General features: G+C 68.3%; 13 protein-coding genes. 8 read left to right on the forward strand and 5 right to left on the reverse strand.

The annotated features are described in order from the left end of the window. Positions 1-245: 245 nt before the first annotated feature. Positions 246-1,688 carry an FAD-dependent monooxygenase gene (locus GNX95_RS09990; protein WP_163506819.1) on the reverse strand — a complete coding sequence of 481 codons (1,443 nt, stop codon included), beginning with the start codon at positions 1,686-1,688 and terminating at the stop codon, positions 246-248. A gap of 35 nt (positions 1,689-1,723) precedes the next feature. Between GNX95_RS09990 and GNX95_RS09995 the strand changes: the two genes are divergently transcribed. Beyond that, positions 1,724-2,164 (forward strand): MarR family winged helix-turn-helix transcriptional regulator, encoded by a 441-nt coding sequence (locus GNX95_RS09995; RefSeq protein ID WP_163506820.1) that lies wholly within the window; start codon positions 1,724-1,726, stop codon positions 2,162-2,164. On the opposite strand, the gene GNX95_RS10000 is transcribed toward GNX95_RS09995, so the two are convergent. Together GNX95_RS10000 and GNX95_RS10005 are read right to left on the reverse strand one after the other, a co-directional pair. Then, positions 2,161-2,616: a hypothetical protein gene (locus GNX95_RS10000; protein ID WP_163506821.1), complete on the reverse strand. Its 456-nt coding sequence runs from the start codon at positions 2,614-2,616 to the stop codon at positions 2,161-2,163. The two genes, GNX95_RS09995 and GNX95_RS10000, sit on opposite strands and share 4 nt — an antisense overlap. Positions 2,617-2,720: 104 nt before the next feature. Further along, entirely contained in the window at positions 2,721-4,268 is a 1,548-nt protein-coding gene (locus tag GNX95_RS10005) for an alpha/beta hydrolase (RefSeq protein ID WP_163506822.1), read from the reverse strand. Between the two features lie 134 nt (positions 4,269-4,402). Between GNX95_RS10005 and GNX95_RS10010 the strand changes: the two genes are divergently transcribed. From GNX95_RS10010 to GNX95_RS10025, 4 genes are all read left to right on the forward strand, one after another. Beyond that, a complete protein-coding gene (locus GNX95_RS10010) occupies positions 4,403-5,350 on the forward strand; it encodes a DUF3500 domain-containing protein (RefSeq protein ID WP_222853489.1) in 948 nt (315 codons plus the stop codon). An 18-nt stretch (positions 5,351-5,368) separates the two neighbouring features. After that, positions 5,369-6,163, forward strand: coding sequence for an SDR family NAD(P)-dependent oxidoreductase (locus tag GNX95_RS10015; protein WP_163506823.1), 795 nt, complete (start codon positions 5,369-5,371; stop codon positions 6,161-6,163). Between the two features lie 10 nt (positions 6,164-6,173). After that, positions 6,174-6,815, forward strand: a complete 642-nt coding sequence (gene lipB, locus GNX95_RS10020; RefSeq protein WP_163506824.1) for a lipoyl(octanoyl) transferase LipB — start codon at positions 6,174-6,176, stop codon at positions 6,813-6,815. Positions 6,816-6,997: 182 nt separating this feature from the next. Further along, positions 6,998-8,002, forward strand: a complete 1,005-nt coding sequence (locus GNX95_RS10025; RefSeq protein ID WP_163506825.1) for a winged helix-turn-helix domain-containing protein — start codon at positions 6,998-7,000, stop codon at positions 8,000-8,002. Positions 8,003-8,138: 136 nt separating this feature from the next. Here the strand turns inward: GNX95_RS10025 and GNX95_RS10030 are convergent, their stop codons facing one another. Continuing rightward, entirely contained in the window at positions 8,139-14,468 is a 6,330-nt protein-coding gene (locus GNX95_RS10030) for an RHS repeat-associated core domain-containing protein (RefSeq protein ID WP_163506826.1), read from the reverse strand. A gap of 43 nt (positions 14,469-14,511) precedes the next feature. Here GNX95_RS10030 and GNX95_RS10035 point away from each other — a divergent pair, with 43 nt between their 5' ends. Together GNX95_RS10035 and GNX95_RS10040 are read left to right on the forward strand one after the other, a co-directional pair. Continuing rightward, positions 14,512-14,676 (forward strand): hypothetical protein, encoded by a 165-nt coding sequence (locus GNX95_RS10035; protein ID WP_163506827.1) that lies wholly within the window; start codon positions 14,512-14,514, stop codon positions 14,674-14,676. 217 nt (positions 14,677-14,893) lie between these two features. After that, positions 14,894-18,865, forward strand: coding sequence for an RICIN domain-containing protein (locus GNX95_RS10040; RefSeq protein WP_163506828.1), 3,972 nt, complete (start codon positions 14,894-14,896; stop codon positions 18,863-18,865). A 48-nt stretch (positions 18,866-18,913) separates the two neighbouring features. Here the strand turns inward: GNX95_RS10040 and GNX95_RS10045 are convergent, their stop codons facing one another. Beyond that, entirely contained in the window at positions 18,914-19,846 is a 933-nt protein-coding gene (locus tag GNX95_RS10045) for an LLM class F420-dependent oxidoreductase (protein ID WP_163507965.1), read from the reverse strand. Positions 19,847-19,890: 44 nt separating this feature from the next. Between GNX95_RS10045 and GNX95_RS10050 the strand changes: the two genes are divergently transcribed. Beyond that, positions 19,891-20,427: an RNA 2'-phosphotransferase gene (locus GNX95_RS10050; RefSeq protein WP_222853490.1), complete on the forward strand. Its 537-nt coding sequence runs from the start codon at positions 19,891-19,893 to the stop codon at positions 20,425-20,427. Positions 20,428-20,435: the final 8 nt, after the last annotated feature.

The following is a 20,435-nucleotide window of genomic DNA, read 5'->3' on the forward strand; positions in this document are numbered from 1 at the left end:
CAGGGTCGACTTCGCGAGGCGGCGTCTCAAATCAACCTCGCGGGACGGCATCTCACTATCAACCTCGTCGGGCCGTGTTTCAAGATCAACGTCGCCAGGCTGCGTCTCAAGATCGACATCGTCGGACCGGGGCTCAAGATCAACTTCATTTCCTAGGTAACCTCACGAACCCACCCCCCACCCCGACCACTGGGTGGGGGCCACATTCTCACCTGGGTATGACAGTTTCTCGCCGTAGCGGATAGTCAGGCGGCGCCGAACCAGTGCGTGAGTGCCGCGGCGAGGCTGGCGAGGTCGGGGCCGTCGTCCGCGGCCCAGGCGACATAGCCGTCGGGGCGTACGAGCGCCTGCCGTTGACTGTCAACGATCCGGACGCGCGCCCCCCATTTGGCGGCGACCTCGCGAGCGTCCGGCGAGTCGGTCAGCAACACCGGCAATCCGGCTCGTAGCACCGAAACATCGCCATCGAAGAATCCACCACATTCGTAGCGCACGCCGGCACCATGCAGTTGGTCGAGGAAAAACCGCGTGACCGCCGGCTCCGGCATGAGCTCACCGATCAGGTCGCGCAGAGCCTCGGTTTGCGGATCGGTGCGCAACAACGCCGTTTCGGCCCGACTGTTACGCAAAACCGCCGCGCCGACCGGATGCCGCTCAGCGGTGTAGGTGTCCAGCAGCGCCTCCGGCGCCAGGCCGCGTACGACCAGGGCCAGCTTCCAGCCGAGGTTCGCCGCGTCCTGCAACCCCAGGTTGAGCCCCTGGCCGCCGATCGGCGAGTGTACGTGCGCCGCGTCACCAGCCAGGAACACTCGGCCGCGCCGGTAGGTCGACGACTGACGAGCGTGGTCGGTGACCCGGTAAGCACCGGCGATCGACGACACCTCCACCTCGACACCGGTCACGCGGCGCAGCCGGCGCTCGAACTCCTCAGCGGTCACGTCGGCAGCACGGTCCAGGTCGTCCACGTCGAACTCCATCACCGCGCACGGCCCCGCAGATACGGCCGCGATTCCGTTGCGAAACCTGTGAAAACCCGGTTCGACGCCAGTCACCTCGGCCTCGCCGACCACCGCGACCATCGACGGATCCGTGCCGGCGAAGTCAAAGCCGGCGGCCTCGCGCACCACGCTCCGGCCACCGTCGCAGCCGACCAGGTAACGCGTCCGTACGGTCCGGCCGTCGCTGAGCTCGACGGTCACGCCGTCGTCGTCAGCCGTGGCACCGACGACCGCACATCCGCGCCAGACCGCCACTCCGTCGGCGTACGCGCCCAGGATCCGCATGACGTCGCTCTGCATCACCATCACCGGCGCGGTCAGCTCCGGCGCGATGTCGCCGGGGTCGATCAGCGGCAGCATGGAGAAGTCGCCTTTCATGTGCGCCATGCCGAGGCTTTCCAACAGTCCGGCGAGATCGGTGGCATCGGTCGACACGCCTCCACTCTCCGCGAGCCGGCGGATCGCCGACGCCGCGACCACGCGGAACGAGCCGGCGATCCCCCGCGCGTCGAAGGTCCGCATCGTACGGTCGGTCAGTCCGCGGTCGTCGTCCACGCGCTCGGTCGCGAACTCCGCCACCGGCTCGACGACAACCGGCTCGACACCGGCCAATCGCAGCTCGGCGGCCAAAAACAGGCCAACAGGTCCAGCACCTGCGATGAGTACGTCCATGGCCCGAATACTACGCATGACGCGAACTATTTGCATAGTGTAAAGTTCTTGCCGTGGCGGAGCAGGACAGCCTGATCGACCGGATCGAGCAGGCCGACGACGAGTTCGTCCGGGTCGCCGCGGCCACCGTGAACAGTCCCCTGCAGTCGGTCGACCTGACCATGCAGCAGCTCAAGGTGCTGATGATCGTGGCGGTCGGCGGCCCCGCCTCCGGCCAGCAGCTGGCCGCCGCGCTCGGCATCGGACTGGCCGGCGTGAGCGGTGTCGTCCACCGGCTGTCCGCGCGCGGTTACGTGCGCCGCGCGGTCGATCCAAACGACCGGCGGATACGCCGCGTCCACCTGACCCCGAAGGCGACCCGGCTGATCGACGAGATGCGCGACGCAGGCAGGGAAAACAAGCGGCGGCTGCTGCGCAAGATGGACGACGACGCGCTGCGGAAGATGGCCGAGGCGATGGAGGCCCTCATCGAGGCGGCCCGCGAGGACTCCTAGAGATCGACGCCCAGGGCGACAAAAGCGCCGACCAGGCTCAGCATTGTCCAGCCGATACGGCGAAAAGCCGCCTGATGACCGGGGATCTCCGCGGGCAGCGCGAAAATCCGCCGCGGCCACATGCGCCACGACACGTGCCAGAACAGGCCGCCGACAGTCAGCAGGATCAACGCGCGTACGCCGGTGACGACCCACCACAGGGGCGTACGGTTTTCGTGCAACAGAGCCAAAGCGACGCCGGTGACCACCAGGGTCGCGATCAGACCGACGACCTTCCAGCGCGCGCCGGCCGCGATCGTCGTCGCCAGCGGCTCGGCGGCCGCCGCGGACCCGGCGTCGGCCAGGATCCGCGGCTGCACCACCGCGATGCTGTATGCCATCGCACCAAACCACAGCGCCTCGACCAGCACGTGGACGCTGGTCAACGTCAACCTCAGCAGCTCAAGCCACATGCCGCCATCGTCGCGCGGCGCCGCCAAGCCCCGACCTCTGGGTCCGCCGGCCGCACGCGTACGCCGGCCGGCGGGTGGGGTTGGGGTCTGTTTCGAAACAGACCCTAGAAGGGTCGTTGCCTGGCCTGCAACTGCTGCACGATCCTGTCCCGGTTGGCGCCGATCGCCTTGGATTTCAGCGAAACATCACCGGCCGAACAATACTGGTCGTGCCTGGGAAGCGTCCCGTTCACCAGCCACTGCGTCGCGAGGTTGGTGCTGCACGCGTTCTGCGTGAACAGATAGACGCCGTGACCGCCCTGGTTGACCGTCACCAGCCGAGCGCGGTCGCCGAAAGAGGCCCGCATCTGAACGCCGCCGCTGTAGATGGTCGCCGGATCACGCAGGTTCTGCAGGATCAGGATGTTGGACGGACCGTCCGCGTCGATCTTCACGAGCGGTTCTTTCGGTGGCACCGGCCAGAAAGCGCACGGCCAGACGTTGGAGGCCATCGCGCCGGAGATCGGATAACGCTTGGCGTCCCGCTCGCGATCGGCCTGATAGCGGGAAAGATCCTTCGGCCACGCGGTGTCTCCACACAGGACACCCGTCAGCACGGCCGCCCCGTCGTCCGCCGGCGGCGTGGCCAGCGAGGCCCGCTTGGCGACGGCGGTCGCCGTCGCCGCGTCGGCGCGGTCGAGTGCCTGCCAGAGCTGCGCGAGCGACGCGAACTGGCTGTCGTTGTAGAGCCCACCGCGGGTCTGGCCGCGGAAGACGTTGCCGGTGTACGGACCGACCGGCGTCTTGTCCAGCTTCGCCGCCAGCCGGAAGTACGTGGCGCGTACGGCCGCCGGCGTCGCTCCGAGCTCGTACGCGCCATTGCGCGCCGCGGCCCATTTCGCGAAGTCCGGGAACCGCAGCTCGGTCGCCGGTCCCCAGGCTCGGAACTCATCACGCCAGATCAGCTGCGAGCCGACCGAGCTGTCCAGGATCACCCGGTCGGTGTTCTGCGGGAACAGCGACGAGTAGACGGCACCGAGGTAGGTGCCGTACGAGACGCCGAAGTAGGAGATCTTCCGCTCCCCCAAAGCCGTCCGGATCTGGTCCATGTCACGGGCGGTGTTGGCGGTCGTGATGTAGGGCAGCACCGCGCCGCTGTTGTCGAAGCACTGCTTGACGACCTGCTTCTGGAAGGCCACGTCCGCGTCGAATCCGCCGGCACGCGGATACGGGATGAGGCCCATCTGCTGGTCAGTCGTCAGCGCGCAGGTCTGCGCCGTGCTGTGGCCGAGTCCGCGTGGGTCGAAGCCGATCAGGTCGTAGGAGTCGAGCACGCTCGCCGGCGCGAGCTGGCCGATCATCAGCGGCATGTCGAGTCCCGGACCGCCGGGACCACCGGGGTTGAGCAGCAGGACTCCGCGCCGGTGCTCCGGCGGCGCGGCGAGCCGGGAGACCGCGACGGAAATGTGTGGACCAGCCGGTTTCGTATAGTCCAGCGGCACCGACACCGACCCGCACTGCAACGCCGAGCCGCCAGGCTGGCTGGCGATCTCCGGCGGACAGGCACCCCAGTCGATCGTGCCGGCGGCGTGTGCCGGCGCGCTGCCGACGAGCGACGCCACCGTGACCACCAAGGCCGCCGTCACAGCTCCCCAACGTCTGATTTTTCGCATAGATCTCTCCTTTTGCTCGGATAGAGACCCTCTTACGATTTCCGTACGATCGCGCGGTCGCGTCCGACACCGGGATGAACCGTTGTCCTGCTGCGGACTTAGAGCCGGTCCGGCATCCCCGATAGGGTGATCCGGTGGGAACGCAACCGGACATGGCAGCCGCGGCGGCCGCGCTCTTCGGGTCGCTGACCGACGACCAGAGCGCCGACATGTGCCGACCGCTCACCGAGGAGCAGGTGCGGCGCGACTGGACGTACGTGCCCAGAGACCGCGCCGGTTTGACCTTCGCCGAGCTGGACCGCGCGCAGCGCAAGGGTGTGCACCGGCTGCTGGCGAGCGCGCTCAGTCCACACGCGTACGCGCAGGCGGCCAGCATCATCGCGCTGGAGGACGTGCTCGACCTGCGCGAAGGCGGCGACCGGCAGCGGCACAACACCGACTACTGGACGATTTTCTTCGGTGACCCGAGAAAAGACGAGGCCTGGGCCTGGCGGTTCGAAGGCCACCACGTGTCGGTGAACGTGACGGTGGTCGGCGACGACGTGTCGATCAGTCCGTGTTTCCTCGGCGCCAACCCGGCCATCGTCGACTACCGCGGCACCCCGATCATCGCGCCGCTGACGCAGGAGGCCGTGCTTCCGCGCGAGCTGCTGGCCGCGATGGGCGCCGGCTGCCGGTCGGCCGCGATCGTCTCGGACGCGGCGCCGCACGACATCCACACGACGTACTCGCCGCGGATCAGCCCAGATCCGTTGCAACCGCTCGGCGTCTCCGGAGCCAAGCTGCCCGGCGCGGCCAGCGACATCCTGCGCCGGCTGGTCGACACATACGTCGACCGGCTGCCGGCGCCGATCGCAGCCGCCCGCCGGCCCGCGTTGGACGACGTACATTTCGCCTGGGAGGGCTCGATCGAGCCGGGTCGCGGCCACTACTACCGGCTGCAGGCACCGGACTTCCTGGTCGAATACGACAACACCCAGAACGACGCCAACCACATCCACAGCGTCTGCCGGTTCCCGCGCGCCGACTTCGGCGACGACATCCTGGCCGCCCACTACTCCGCGCATCCACACAGGCAGTAGGCCGGTACGGTGAGCGCCATGCCGTTGCCGTACACAAGCGCTCTGGTGACCGGGGCGAGCTCGGGGATCGGAGCCGCCATGGCGCGGCTGCTGGCCGGCGCCGGCGTCGATCTCGTACTGGTCGCCAGGTCGACCGGCAAGCTCGACCAGCTGGCCGCCGAGCTGACCAGCCGGCACGGCGTCGAGGTCGAGGTGCTGCCGGCGGATCTCAGCGACGCCAGGGAGCTGGCCAGGGTGGAGGCGCGGCTCGGCGACCCGAGCCGGCCGCTGGACCTGCTGGTGAACAACGCGGCGGCGAGTACGTTCGGACCGTTCGCCGACATCGGCGCCGACGAGTCGACCAGGCTGCTGCAGCTCAACACGGTCGCGCCGATGCGGCTGACCCGCGCGGCGCTGCCGCTGATGGTGAAGCGCCAACGCGGCTGGATCCTGCTCGTGTCGTCGCTCGGCGCGCTGCAGCCGGCGCCGCTGTTCGCGGTCTACACCGCGACGAAGGCGTTCCTGACCAACTTCGGCGAGTCGCTGCACGAGGAACTGCGCGACAAGTCGGTCGTGGTGACGGTCGCGATGCCGGGTTTCACCAGGACGGAGATGGGCAGCGCCACCGGTGTCGGCGAGACCGGCGCGTCGGCGCTGCTGTGGGACACACCGGAAAACGTCGCGCGTGCGGCGTTGACGGCCTGCGCGTACGGCCGCGCCACCGTCGTGCCCGGTGCGCTGAACTCCGCGCTGTCCACCGCCACCCGGCTCACTCCACGCACACTCGTACGACGGCTGGCCGGCATCGCGACCGGCCGGATGAAGTCGGCGTAGATTTGGCGACGTGACGACATCTGTATCGCGGCTGACGGTCGTACGCGCCGGCACGGTCGAGTACGTCCAGGCGTGGGAACGGCAGAAACAGCTGCACGCGGCACGGGTCGCCGGCGACGGGCCGGACACCGTGCTGCTGTTGGAACATCCGCCGGTCTACACCGCCGGCAAGCGGACCGAGCCGTGGGAACGGCCGGCCGGTGACACGCCGGTCGTCGACGTCGACCGCGGCGGCAAGATCACCTGGCACGGGCCGGGACAGCTGGTCGGCTATCCGATCGTCAAGCTGCCGGAGCCGGTCGACGTGGTCGCGTTCGTACGCCGGATGGAGCTCATGCTGATCGACGTGTGCGCCACCTTCGGCGTGACCGGCGTGCAGGTGGAAGGCCGCAGCGGCGTGTGGGTCGCCGCCGACGAGCGTGGCCCCGACCGCAAGGTCGCGGCGATCGGCCTGCGGGTCGCCCGCGGGGTCACCATGCACGGCTTCGCCATCAACTGCGACGCCGACCTGGCCGCCTTCGGCACGTTCGTACCGTGTGGCATCACCGACGCCGGCGTCACCTCGCTGACCGCCGAGCTCGGCCGCCAGGTGACCGTCGCCGAAGTCACCCCGGTCGTCGAGGCGGCGCTGCCGCGGCTGCTCGCCATTTAGCGCTCAACCGTTTTGTCGGTGCGGGAAGAAATCCGGTAACGCCACAGTTGCCGGAATAGCCGCCGTTGATTTTGAGCGGAAACTACCCTCCCGGCAGGGATCTCTTGACGTTGTCAGGCCTTTTCAGTAAACGGTGAGTCACCGGACAACCGGGTCAGTGTGCCGGACGAAGGGCCGATGGGATGACTGGCGCAGTGGCGAAAAGGACGCGGCGTGTCGCCGGCACGTCGCTGCGGATGTCCGGCGACGCGACCGTACAGCTGTCGGTCAACCCGCTGGTGAGCCTGCTGTCCACGGTCGCGGACAGCCTCGGCGGCCCGGCGCAGGGTACGCCGCAGGAGGTGCGGGCCGCGGTCCGCCGGGCGGTGACCCGGCCGGACGTGCTGCGGCCGCTGTTCGCGCCGGACACGGTGTCCATCCCGGACTGCCTGGTGCCGCTCGGCCGGCCCGGACAGGTGCCGATCGCCGAGCAGTTCGACCTGATCCGATCCGTACGGCCGGACCTGCTGGTGACCGAGCTCGAGCTGACCTACCTGGGACATCCGCCGGAGTCCTGGCGGCCGGTGCTGGCGCAGCCGGGCCGCTGGCTGAGCGCGTACGCCGACGCGCTTGGGGAGGCGTGGAGCGCGACCGAGCGGATCTGGGCCAGAGCCAAGAACCTGCTGTCGCTGGAGACCGAGCGCGTCGGTGCCGCCGTCGTCACCGACGCCGTCGACCTGTTGCTCGGCAGCCTGAGCAGCCGCTTCTCGTACGCGGACGGCGCGCTGACGCTGCCGGACCGCCACCCCACCGTGATCGACCTCGGCGGCCGTCCGCTCGTGCTCGTGCCGATGGTCTCGGGCCTGCGCGCGAGCGTCTTCAACGCGGACCTGCCGGACATGGTGTGGGTCGGCTATCCGGTGCCGGCGATCGGCAGCGTGTGGGAACGCCAGCCGGTGATCGGCCAGACCGACGATCCGCTCAACACGGTCGTGGGGTCCGTACGCGCGATCCTGCTGCGCGCGCTGTCCGCGCCGATGACGATGAGCGACGCCGCCGCGCTGGCCTCGTGCAGCGCCACGACGATGACGCACCACTGCCAGTATCTGGAGCGCGCCGGCCTCATCCACCGCCGCCGCTGGCAGCGCTCGGTGATGATCCACCGCTCCGCACGCGGCGACAACCTGGTCGAGATCTTCGCGCGCTGACCGCCGCCAGACACCGGCCGCGCGATGGTCGCTGGTTTGTCGTACGCGCCACGGACTCTGGCATCGGGGGCCCAAAAACGGGGCCAAAAACAGGCCGGCCCGGACGCCGTCACAGCGTCCGGGCCGGGCCGTCGGATCAGTGGCCGATCTTGAAGATCACGTCCATCGCGCTCAGGGCCCAACCGACCAGCTTCGCTCGCCGTGGCGCCGGGCCGTCGAAGGTCGACGGAGTGTGTCCTCGATACTTGAAGTCCTCCTCCTTGCCATGCCTCAACTGCTCCATCGACTGGTCGGCGACCGTCCCGGTCTTCCAGTTGGCCGGGTCGTACTCCGGTGGCCGCTGGATCTTGCCGTCGCTGCCGAAGGTGACCGTGCCGGAATACTGCTTCGGCTCGGCCGCCGACTCCGCGGCCGGCGCCGGCGGGTCAGGCAGCAGGTTCGACGCCGCTGTCCAGGCCGCGACCTCGAGCAGGCCGCGCGCGATGCATCCGGCGCCGGCGGTGCCGGCACAGGCGGCGATGGTCAGTCCTACGTCCAGCGCCGTCCAGAGGATCTGTTCTCGGTTCTCCCAGGCCCACTTCGCCGCCGCGGTGGCCGCCTTCGCGACGGCCTTTCCGACCGCGACGGCCGCCGCTCCGACCTTGGACGCGACCTTCTTCACCGTGTCCTTGACGGCTGAGGCGACTTTCTTCGCGACTTTCGCGACCTGTTTGACGACCTTCTTGACTTCCTTGACGACCTTCTTGACGACCTTGACGACCGTCTTGACGACCTGTTTCACCACCTCGACGGTCTTCTGTACGAAGCTCTTGACTGCCTCGAAGGCCGCCGTGGCCTGGTCCTTCACCCAGTTGATCACCGGCGTGACCACCTGCACCGCCTGTTTGACGGTGTCCACGACCCGGTTGACGACCGTCTGCGCGACGCTCTTGACCGAGGTGATGATGTCGCTGAACCACGACGTGCCGTCGGGGTCGGTGAAGGTCACCGGGTTGTTGTTCGCGTACGAGTACGCGTTGAGCGTGTCCGGCTGCTGGTAATCGACCTTCGGGTCGACCGAGATGAACCGGCCTATCGTCGGGTCGTACTCACGTGCGCCGAGGTGTATCAGTCCGGTCGACGGATCCGAGGTGCCGCCGACGAACGACCGCTGTCCCGGCCAGACCGGCGCCGCGGTGCCGCGGTTGTTGCCGAAGGGGTCGAAGAACCGGCGTACGACCTCCTGCGTCGCGGTGTCGGCGATCGCGGTGTTGGACGTGCCGTTCTGGTCGGCGCCGAGCCAGGTCAGCTTGCCGGCGGTCCGGATCGCCACGGTCTGCTTGCCGTGCTTGTAGTAGCGCGTGCCGGCCACCGAGCCGTCCGGCTTGAGCAGTGCCTCGGTGTCGCCGAGATACAGCGTCGTGCCGGTCGAGTCGCGGCGCAGCAGCCGGTTGCCGTCGGCGTCGTAGACGAAGTCGGTCGACTTGCCGCCGTTGGTGACCTTGGTGAGGTTGCCTTCGGCGTCCCAGGTGTAGCTCTCCCCGTTGCGGGTGAGCTGGTTTCCGGTGGCGTCGTACGAATACGTGCTGGTGCCGGTCGTGCTGCCGGTGGTCTGCACCTGCGTCACGCCGTGCGGCTGCGGCTGTCCCGGCGCCGGATAGCTGTACGTCGACGTGGTCGACGCGGTCGGGGTCGTCCGCGTCTCGGTCTTGCGGTTGCCGCTCGCGTCGTAGGTGTAGGCGTTCCAGTACGGCGCCGGACCACCAAGCGCGCTCTGGCTCGGCGCGGTCGAGCAGTCGTTGCTGGACGGCGTCCACGCCGACGTCAGCCGCCGCAGGTTGTCGTAGTTGAAGCACTGCGTGTCCGCCGGCTGGCCGCTGGTGGACGACGGCGTGTCGGTGACGCTGGTGATGTTGCCGCCGGGGTCATACGTGTAGGCCACGCTGGAGATCCGCCGCGGCAGCGTCTCCTTGTCGGTGGTGACCTTCTGCAGCCGCCGGGTCCCCTGCTCGTACTCGTAGCCGAGCTGGACCCACTTGCCGCCGGTGGATCCCAGCGTCACCAACGAAACCTCGCCGAACGGCGTGTACTGCGTGCCGCGCACGTACGTGGTCAGGTTCGACGACAGCGTGGTCGGCTGGTCGTTGGCGTCATAGCCATACTGCATGGTCTCGGCCGGCAGGTCGCCGATCGCCGGCAGCGCCGAGGTCGCGATCTCACCGTCGACGTTGTAGGTGTTGGTCGTCGTGTAGGTCCCCGCCAGTCCACCTTCCGAGGACGGGATGGTGACCTGCGCGCCGAGCGGCTTGCCGGCCGAGTTGTAGCCGGTGATCCGCGTCGTGTACGCCTGACCGTTGACATATCGCGTGGACGAGGTCGGCGACCCAACCGTGAGCGTGTCGTAGACCCAGTCGGCGAGCTTCGTGCCGCTCGTCGAGCCGAGGAACTCACCGGTCTTACGGCCGATGGCGTCGTAGGTGTACGCCAGCGTCGTGCCGCGCGCGTCCGTGCTCGACGTCATCTGGTCGAGGTCGTTGTACGTGTAGGTGGTGGCGCCGCGGTCGGGGTCGGTCTCCTTGATCTTGCGTCCGCGTACGTCGTAGTCGAACGTCCACTTGTTGCCACTCGGGTCGGTGACGCTGGCCAGCTGACCGGCCGGTGTGTAGGTGTAGGCGGTCTTGTCGTAGCTGCCGGTCGGCGAGCTGCCGGCGTACTCGCGCAGCTCGGTGACCTGTCCCTGCACGTTGGTGAACCTGGTGCTCGGCGCGTCACCGGCCGGCGGGTCGTCGGTCTGGTGGTCACCGGCGTACGTGTGGGTCGTCCGCCACTTCTCCTCGCCGTCGGACCGGAAGACCTCGGCGGTCGGCCGGGCGGCCAGGTCGTACTCGGTGATCTTCTGGGTCGGCAGCGCCGACTCGTCCGGGGTGAGGACGTCGGTGTTCGGTGGTGCGTCGTTGTAGTACGGACCGTCGCTCTTCACCTCGAGGCCACGGCTGTCGTAGCGTACGTCGGTCAACGTACGGCCGCCGCCAGGTGCTGGCTCCTGTGTCTGCACCTTGCGCAGCAGGCCGTCCGACATCGTGTACGTGGTGCGCAGGCTGCCGTCGGTCTGCAACGTGTCGGTGGTGACCGAGCTCGCCGCGTCGGCCTGCACCGAGTACGTGTAGTGCATGTTGGGCACCGACGCGTTGTCCGCGGCGGCCGCCTTGCCGGCGATGTTCGCGCCGGCCTTGGCCGCCGGGTCGCCGGCCGGCGTCGCACCGCCGGAACGGCCGGGCAGCCAGACGCTGACCGCGCGACCGAGCGGATCGTAGGTGGCCTCGGTGCGGTGGCCGCCGGCGTCGGTGACCGCGGTTTCCTTGCCCCAGGCCGGTTCCAGCTCGGTGACCGCGGTCTGGCCGTTGGCCTGGGTGATGGTCGTCTTGGTCAGCGGTCCGGCGCCGGACGGTGTGAAGTCGGTCGTGGTGACGTTGTTCAGCGCGTCGGTGATCTGGGTGGCGCGGCCGATCGCGTCGTACTTGGCCGTCTTCACCGTCTGGTAGCGCGGCGTGCCGTCGGAGTCGAAACCGGACAGCCGGTCGGTACGCGTCACGTCACCCTTGGTCGGCGGCGTGGTCGGCGAGGTCGCGCCGTCGTAGTAGGTGCGCTCGTCGGAGAGCACCTGCTGCGGCGTGTACGACTTGTCGCAGCCGACCGCGACCGTCTGCTTGCGGGTCGGCAGCTCGGACAGGCCGGCGCTGGCGTTGTTGGCGTATTCGTAGCGCGTACACGTGTCGTCGTTGGGGTTGGACAGGTCCTTCTGGTCGTTGGATGCCAGCAGCGTGCCGTCGGCGGCATAGATGTTGTTGGCCGCGCTCTGCCGCAGCGCTCCGCCGTCCAGGCTCTCGGCCTGGTGGTTGCCGGCCTGCTGCGTCTCGTACGCGCTGGTCGTCCCCCAGTCCTTCTTGCTGACCGCGGTCGCCGCCGAGACCCACGGGTCGGTGATCGTCCGCGACACCAACTGCGTGCCGTTGAGCGTGTCCTGCTCGCGCAGCTGCCCGGCCAGCGCCACATGGTCGGCGACCGTACCGCCGGTCGAGTCGGTGATCGGCACGCTCTTGTGGCTGCCGTCGGCCTTCAGGTCGCCGTCCATGCCACGGAAATAGCGTGAGTCGGTGACGGTCTGCGGTCCGCCGGGGTTGCCCTTGAGCACCTGGACGTGGTCATAGCCGCGCCACTGGCCCCAGGTCTTCTCGCCGATCGGCACCAGGCCGTCTTCGTCGTCGTGTCGCCACGCCGGTGCGGACAGGTACTTGACCTGCGTGACCACCGGCTCGTTGCCGCCGGCCAGGTCCGCCTCGGTCACCTGGGTGACCACGTACTTGTGGAACCAGTCGGTGCGCTGCGCGGTCTCGTTCGGTGCCGTCCACTTGATCGGATGGCAGCGCATGGTGTTGGTGTCCGCGGCCGCGGGCAGGTTGCCGGCCGCACACTCCGGCGGCGAGTACGTCACCGCCAGCGTGCCGCCGGTGCCGTACTTGATCGTGCTGACCCGCAGCCAGTTCATCGGCGGCTCGTTGTCGCCGGGGATGACGACGCGGTTGGCCAGCTGGATGGAGTCGAAGGTGACCTGCGGCGTCTGCACCGAGCCGCCGACCAGACCGGCATTGCCGATGCCGTCGAGCCACAGGCCAGCCCGCGTGCCGTCACCGGGATCGCGGAACGAGTGCGCCAGCGACCACGAGTCCACGTCGCCGTACGCGCTGCCGCGCCACACCTGCGAGGTCACCTTGGTCAGCATCTTGGTGGTGAAGAAACCGGGGTTGAACCGCTTGTCGCAGTTGGTGGTGCTGTCGCACAGCTGGTCCAGCGGCGTGTCCGGATAGGTCTGCGGCTGGCTGTACGTGCACGCGCTGCCGGGCACGCACCGCTCGGCGGTGGTGAACAGCACACGCGCGATCGCCGGGTCGGTGTAGACGCGCCCGTCCTGCTGGCCATAGTCGATGTGGTCGATGTTGCCGCCGCGGACGTACGCGCTAACCGTCGTGGCGGTCGCGTTGCGCGCGTAGTGGTTGATCTCGGTGGCATAGAACAGGCTCATCGTGTTGCCATGCCGGTCCACGACGTAGTCGAGGTTCCACCGGTATGCCTGGTCGCAGAACGAGTCGGCGAACGCCGTCTTGTGGCACGGCTCGTTGACGTCGTTGCCGGCCACCGGCACGGTCCACGCCGAGTTGGTGTTCTTCTTCGGGTCGTCCGGTGTCGAGTCGTAACCGGGCAGGTGGTTCAGGCCGAAGTAGTACTTCGTGCCGTCCTTGGTGGTGAAGATCCAGTACTCGCCGTCGTTGTCGCCGTTCGGCGCGCCGGTCTGCCGGGTCACGACGGTGCCGTCGTCACCCTTCATGTGCCACTGGCCGGTGGTGTCGTCCTTGACCAGCTCGCCACCCTTGCCGTTCAGCGTGAAGGTGGCGTTGTCGGTCTTCCAGCACAGGTCACCGACCGGCTTGGTGCCGTTGTTTCCCTTGGTGTCCTGGGCGCACGAGGCATAGCGGCGCTCGACCGAGCCGCCGGGTGTCAGCTCGAACCCCTCGCCGGCCCACGACGGCTGGTTGTTGGTCGCGGACGTACGCCCGTCGACTCCACCGGAGGAGTAGTCGAGCGACACCTTCGCCGCCGGACCGCCGATCGCTGGCGGCATCTCCATCGGATACGACCAGTTGAAGTCGCCGGCCGCGCCGCCGACCTGCCAGGTCGCGCTCGGCGCCAGGCTGGTGGCGGCGAACGTGCCGGCCGAGCCACCGATCGCGGCCTGCACCGCGTAGGCGGCCGGTGCGGCGCCGTCGGCGGCCACCGGCACGTCGGCGGTGATCACGCCGGAGCCGTCGTTGTGGCTGGGGACCACGGTCGGCACGCAGCCGGCCGCGACCGCCGGCGGCTGGCCGGCCTCGGCGGCCGCCTGGTTGGCGAACGCACAGGCCGGCAGCTTCACCAGCTGCAGCCGGTTGGCCCAGTCACCGCCGTAGGCGTTGCGGAAGGACTGGTAGCTGACCTGCAGGCCGACCGTCCCCGGCTGCTCGACGCCGTCCGTACGCGCCAGCCGCAGCCACAGCGCGTTGCCTTTGCGGCCGAGGTTTTCCACCCGCACCTTGGTCGGTGCCGGCGTGTTGGCCTGAGCCTTGGCCTGCTTGCCGGTCGGCGCGGTGACCCACACCGGCAGCGTGCCGGCCCTGCCGGTCGCCGGCACCTGCGCGGCCATCTTGCCGCTCCTGGCCGTCGGCGCCGCGGCGACCTGAGCGTCGGCGGTCGCGGCCGCCGGCCAGCTCACCGCCGGTGCCTTCGTCATCCGCAGCTTCGCACCTGGGTCGGCCGGCAACGCCTTCGGCGTGACCTTGCTGACCGGTACGGACTTCTCCTTCTTCGGCTGGAAAACCGGGTCGGCCGGTTTCCACGGCGCGGCCACCGCCGGGTCATGGCTGGTCACCACCAGCGTGATCGTCAGCAGGAGCACCAGGGACGCCTGGACGCGGCGTCGTAAACGGCGGGAAATAGGCATGGAGATCTCCAAAGCCGGCGATATTCCGGCCGGAGTCTCACACGTACGCGATCGCGGCTGCCATCAGTTCGACAATCATCGCGGTGTTTTACCTTTTCATTACTTCGAGGGATATCGCAGTGATGGCCGGGAAAACGCCGACGTGCCAAGGTTGCTGCGCTGACCTCTCCTTTTTCCGGGGTGAATCCATGGGTCCAAGCCGCCGTCGCGGACGTCTGATCGCATTTGTCTCGTTCGTGGCGGCGGTATTGCTGCCGCTGTCCATGGTCACCGACGCACAGGCCAGTCCAGTTCCGGCCAAAACGCCGGCGCGGAAGGTCGACCCATACGCGTCACCGGACGCGAAAGCGATACAAAGCGCCAAAACATCCGGTAAACGCGTGGAGATTCCCAGCCTACGCTCGGAAACCTCGACGACGTACGCCAATCCGGACGGCACGCGTACGCTCGAGCAGCACGCGATGCCGGTGCGCGTACGTCGTGGCGACGGCTGGGTCGCGCCGGACACCACGTTGCACCGCCAGCCGGACGGCTCGATCCGGCCGGCCGCCACGACCGTTCCGATCGTGCTTTCCGGCGGCGGCAGCACCAACCTGCTCAGCATCGGACATCCGGACGCCCAGGTGCGGATGGGATGGATCGCGAAACTGCCGGCGCCGGAGGTTTCCGCCGACACGGCCACCTATCCCGACGTTTTTCCCGGCGTCGACCTGCGAATCCAGGTCACCATCGACGGATTTTCGCATCTGCTCGTGGTGAAGGACCGCGCCGCCGCACAGAATCCGGCGCTGCGGACGCTCCATTATCCGGTCAGCGCGACCGGCGTGACGCTGCGTACGAAGGCCGACGGGCGTACGGTCGCCGTCGACCGCGCCGGCAAGATCCTTTTCACCGCCGGAAATCCGATGATGTGGGACACGCCGCCGGCACCGGTCAGCGCCGCGCAGAAAGCCGCCGTCGCCGGCCTCGGCGGGAAGCAGCCGCCGAAATACGCGCGGGTCGGTCTGGCCACGACCGCCGCCGGACAGCTGGCCAAGGCCGGCACCGCACCGGCCGCGGCCAGTCCGACCGAGTTCGTACTGACGCCGGACACCGGGATGCTCGACGACCCGGCCGCGCGTTTTCCGCTCTACATCGACCCGTCGCTGAGCGGCGGCCTGATCAGGTGGATGCACGTCAACGTACGGATGGGAAACCAGACCGGCTGGGGCTACGACACCAATGACGGTGGCGCGAAAGTCGGCTGGGCCTACGACAACAGCGGCAACCTCTATCGCTCGATGTTCCTGCTGTCGACCGTCAACGGCGCGCAGACCATCGCCGGCGCCACGATCACGGACGCGAGCTTCCACATCGTGCTGGACTACAGTCCGTCCGGCACGGCCACTCCGGTCGAGGCCTGGCTGCTCCAGGACCTCGACCCCAACGCGTTTCTCGACTGGGACAACACCGGCGGCTACTGGAAGACCTGGTTCAGCACACAGTCGGCCGAGGCCTATCCGCGGCCCGATCCCAAGAACATGACCTTTGCCGGCGACAACCTGAAAAACGCCGTCCAGGACGTCGCCAACCGGCGAGCCACCACGATGTCGATCGGCCTGAAAGCACCGGACGAGCGCAACATCTACCAGTGGAAGAAATTCCAGCCGAACACCGCGGTCCTGTCGATCACGTACGACAATCCGCCGCGGATGCCGCGCGGTCTGAACATGACGCGGCCGGTCACCTGTGGCACCGCCTCCGCCCCGGTGGCGATCGGCACCAACACCCCGCAGTTCACCGGCGCCGCCGACGATCCGGACTCCGGCGACAACATCACCTCGCGGCTGCAGATCGTCGACCCCAGCGGCAATGTCGCGTACCAGAACGATGTCGGTCCGACCGTGGCCGGCTCGTCGTTCTCCTGGCCGCAGGTGCCGACCGGCAGCCTGGCCAACGGCGTCGTCTACCACTACCACGCGACCAGTACGGACAGCAGCGGCATCACCAGTCCGGCCACCCCCGACTGCTATTTCATTGTCGACACGGTGAAACCGAGCGTCCCGAAGATCGTTTCCGCGGACTATCCTGACGGCGAGCCGACGCTCTACGTGCGGACGACCGGCACGGTCACCTTCCAGCCCGGCAGCACCGCCGACAACGACATCGCCGAATATGTCTACGGTTTCCAGCAGGACAAGGTCACCATGCGGGTGAAGGCCGCCGCCGACGGCACGGCCAAGGTGCCGATCACCGTCGCGCCGGACCCGACAACCGGCGTACCGAGCAAGAAACTCTACGTCCGCGCGGTGGACCGCGCCGGCAACGTCAGCGCGATCCGGCCGTCCTGGGACCTGGAGGCACTCGACGAGGACGCCGGTAATCCGCATCCGGTGCGGCACGTACGCGCCGACGCCACCGGTGACGGAAAGGCCGACATCACCGCGGTCATCGACCAGGGTTTCGGCCGTACGACCGTGTGGAACGTGACCTCGGCGGCCAACGGCGGGTTCGTGAACGGCTACATCGGCTGGGACAGCGGCGACGGCGGCGGTTTCGCCTTGTATCGCACGCGTCCCGTACAAGGCGACTTCGACGGCGACGGCCATGCCGACATCGCGATGTTCCGCGAAGGCGCCGGCCGGACGATCTCGCTTTACCTGCTGCTGTCGGACGGAAACCGATACAACGCCTTCCCGGCGGTGTGGACCAGTGATGCCAACGCCTTCCCGCTGAGCACCGCGCGTGTGGTGGCCGGCGACGTCGACAACGACGGAAAGACCGACATCATCGTCCAGAACGCCGGCACCAACAACAACTGGCAGGCCCTGGTTTTCACCGCGAAAACCGGGTTCAAGACGCCGACGGTCTGGACGACGGCAGCGGCCGGCAACAGCTGGGCCCAGAGCACGCCGCTCATCGCAGACATCGACGGCGACCACAACGCCGACCTGGTGAGCGTACGCAGCGCCGGCACGTGCCGGACCGCCATCGACGTCTATCCGTCCACCGGCAGCGGTTTCGGCTCCCCCACGACGATCTACGACTCCGGCGCCGGAAACTACTGCTGGGAGAAGAACAAACCGGTCGTCGCCGATGTGAACGGCGACGGCAAGGACGACATCGTCTCGCTTTACGAGTACGGACCGAGTGACACCGGCTACAACGTGTTCCTGTCCAACGGAAGCACGCTGACGCAGTCGAGCTGGCTGCGGCGGCAAGGCGCTCTGGACCTCTCGGTCATGACGTTGCTGGCCGGAGATTACGACGGTGACGGCAAATCCGATGTCGCGCTGCTCAACGCCGGCGCGCCGGCCGGCCACCAACAGGTCTTCACGTTCCATTCCACCGGCACCGCGTTCGAGGACGCGGTGCTGGCCTGGGACGGCGAGGTCGACGCGAGCACCGGGCCGAAATTCGACCTGGAGCACCGAAACTACGAGCTGGTCAACCGCAACAGCGGCAAATGCCTGAACGTACAAGGTGTCAGCACCGCCGACATGGCGAACTTCATCCAGTACCAATGCCTGCCGCTCGACCTCAACGCGCGTTTCCGGATCGACGCGGTCAACGGTCTCGGCACGTACACGATCCGGCCGATGCACATCGCCAACGGCAGTCCGGCCGGCGTGATGTGCGCGGATGTCGCGTACGCGAGCGTCGACGACGGCGCACAGCTCGTGCAACATCCGTGTGGAGGCGGCAACGGCGAGGCGTACGCCAACCAGCAGGTCACGTTGCAATACGTCGAAGGTGCCAGCTATGACACCGTCGTACAGCTGAAATTCGCGCACAGCGGCAAATGCGCCGGCGTCGACGGTGCGCGTACCGACGACCTCGCGCCGGTCAAGCAGGTCACCTGTGGACAGAGCGCGGACCAGCAGTGGATCCTGCGCGCCACGTACAACCCGACGCAGCTCGGCGAGAACGGCACCGCGCGCTATCGGGTCGAGGCGGACACCAACCACAACATGGTGCTGGACGTGACCAACTGCGAGACCCCGGACAACGGCGGCGGCCAGGTGCGGATGTGGGACTGGGTCACCGGCAGCCCGTGCCAGGGTTGGCAGCTGGAAAGCCTCGGCGACGACGTATACAAGATCATCGACCCTGATCCGCGCGCCAACCGGCCGATCGACGTCAACAGCTGTTCGAAGCTCACACACGGCACGGTCGAGACGTGGCCGCGCAGTGACTCCGAATGCCAGCTGTGGCGGATCGAGCCGAGCGCCGGCGGCACGTTCAGCGTGACGATGGTGAGCACCGGCTATTCGATGGACGTCTCCGGCTGCGACCCCAACCACGGCGCGCTGGTGATCACCTGGCTCTACTGGGAAGGCGCCTGCCAGCGCTGGACCTTCCGCCAACTCTGACCGTGGGGACTCCCTACGTGCGCGTGGTGCTCGCAGGGAGTCCCTCGGCTATACCTGCGGCAGGACCTCGGCGGCGATCAGGTCCAGGTGCTCCAGGTCGGCCAGGTCGAGAATCTGTACGTACACGCGCGACACCCCGGCCTCCGCGTAGGTGCCGATCTTGTCGACCACCTCGGCCGGCGAGCCGGCAAGGCCGTTCTCGCGCAGGTCGGACAGATCGCGACCGGTCGCGGCCGCGCGCCGCTTGAGCGTCTGCTCGTCCTTGGCGACGACGGTCGTCTGCGCGGTCGACCAGATCATGTCGCTCTCCGCGCGGCCGGCCTCGACCAGCGCGGCGCGTACGACGTCGAACTGCGCGGCCGTCTCGGCGGCATTCCGGAACGGGAAGTTGAACTCGTCGGCGTACTTGGCGGCCAGCGCCGGCGTCTTCTTCTTGCCGCCCCCACCGATGATGATCGGCGGCCGCGGCGACTGCACCGGCTTCGGCAGGCCTGGCGAGTCGACGATCTGGTAGTGCTTGCCGTCGAAGGAGTACGTCTCACCGTCCGGCACCGCCCAGATGCCGGTGATCAGCTCCAGCTGCTCGGCGAACCGCTCGAACCGCTCGGCCAGCGACGGAAACGGCAGGCCGAGCGCGGTGTGCTCCTGCTCGTACCAGCCCGAGCCGAGGCCGAAGTCGACGCGGCCGCCGGACATCTGGTCGACCTGCGCCACCTCGACGGCGAGTACGCCGGGGTTGCGGAAGGTCGCCGAGGTCACCAGCGTGCCGAGCCGGATCCGCGAGGTCTCGCGCGCCAACGCACCGAGCGTGACCCACGAGTCGGTCGGCCCGGGGTGACCCGGCACGTGGCCACCCATCTTGAGGAAGTGGTCGGAGCGGAAGAACGCGTCGAAGCCGTTCTCCTCGGTCTTCTTCGCCACCGCCAGCAGGTCGTCGTAGGAGGCACCTTGCTGGGGCTCGGTGAAAATTCGCAACGTCATCGCCATAGCCAAGATCCTATAGACGCCGATGGCATGATGCGTGCGTGGACAGAGTGGCGATCAGCAAGACGATGGCGCACGCGCTGCGGCACGACCCGGCCGCGTACGGCCTGACGCTCGACTCCGAAGGCTGGGTCACCCTCGACGCACTCGTCGGCGCGCTCGCCAAACGCTGGCCGGCGATCAGCCGCGACGATGTGACGAGCCTGATCGACGAGTCGGCCAAAAAGCGCTACGAGATCAGCGGCGAACGTATCCGCGCCGGTTATGGCCACTCCACCGCCGACCGCATCGACCAGGTGGCGGCGACCCCGCCGGACACGCTTTTCCACGGCACGCAAGCCGCCGAGGCGATCGAACGCGACGGTCTCAGGTCGATGCGCCGGCAGTACGTGCACCTGAGCACCACCGAAGACGTCGCGCGCGAAGTCGGCTCACGACGCGGTCCCACGCCGACAATCTTCCGCGTGGACGCCAAAGCCGCCCATGACGACGGCGTCGTCTTCTATCGCACGTCCGACCCGCGTACCTGGCTGGTCGACAGCCTGCCGGCGCGCTATCTGGCCAGGACCGACGGCTGAACTGTCAC

Origin of the sequence: Fodinicola acaciae, from assembly GCF_010993745.1 — a bacterium.
Classification (GTDB): domain Bacteria; phylum Actinomycetota; class Actinomycetes; order Mycobacteriales; family HKI-0501; genus Fodinicola; species Fodinicola acaciae.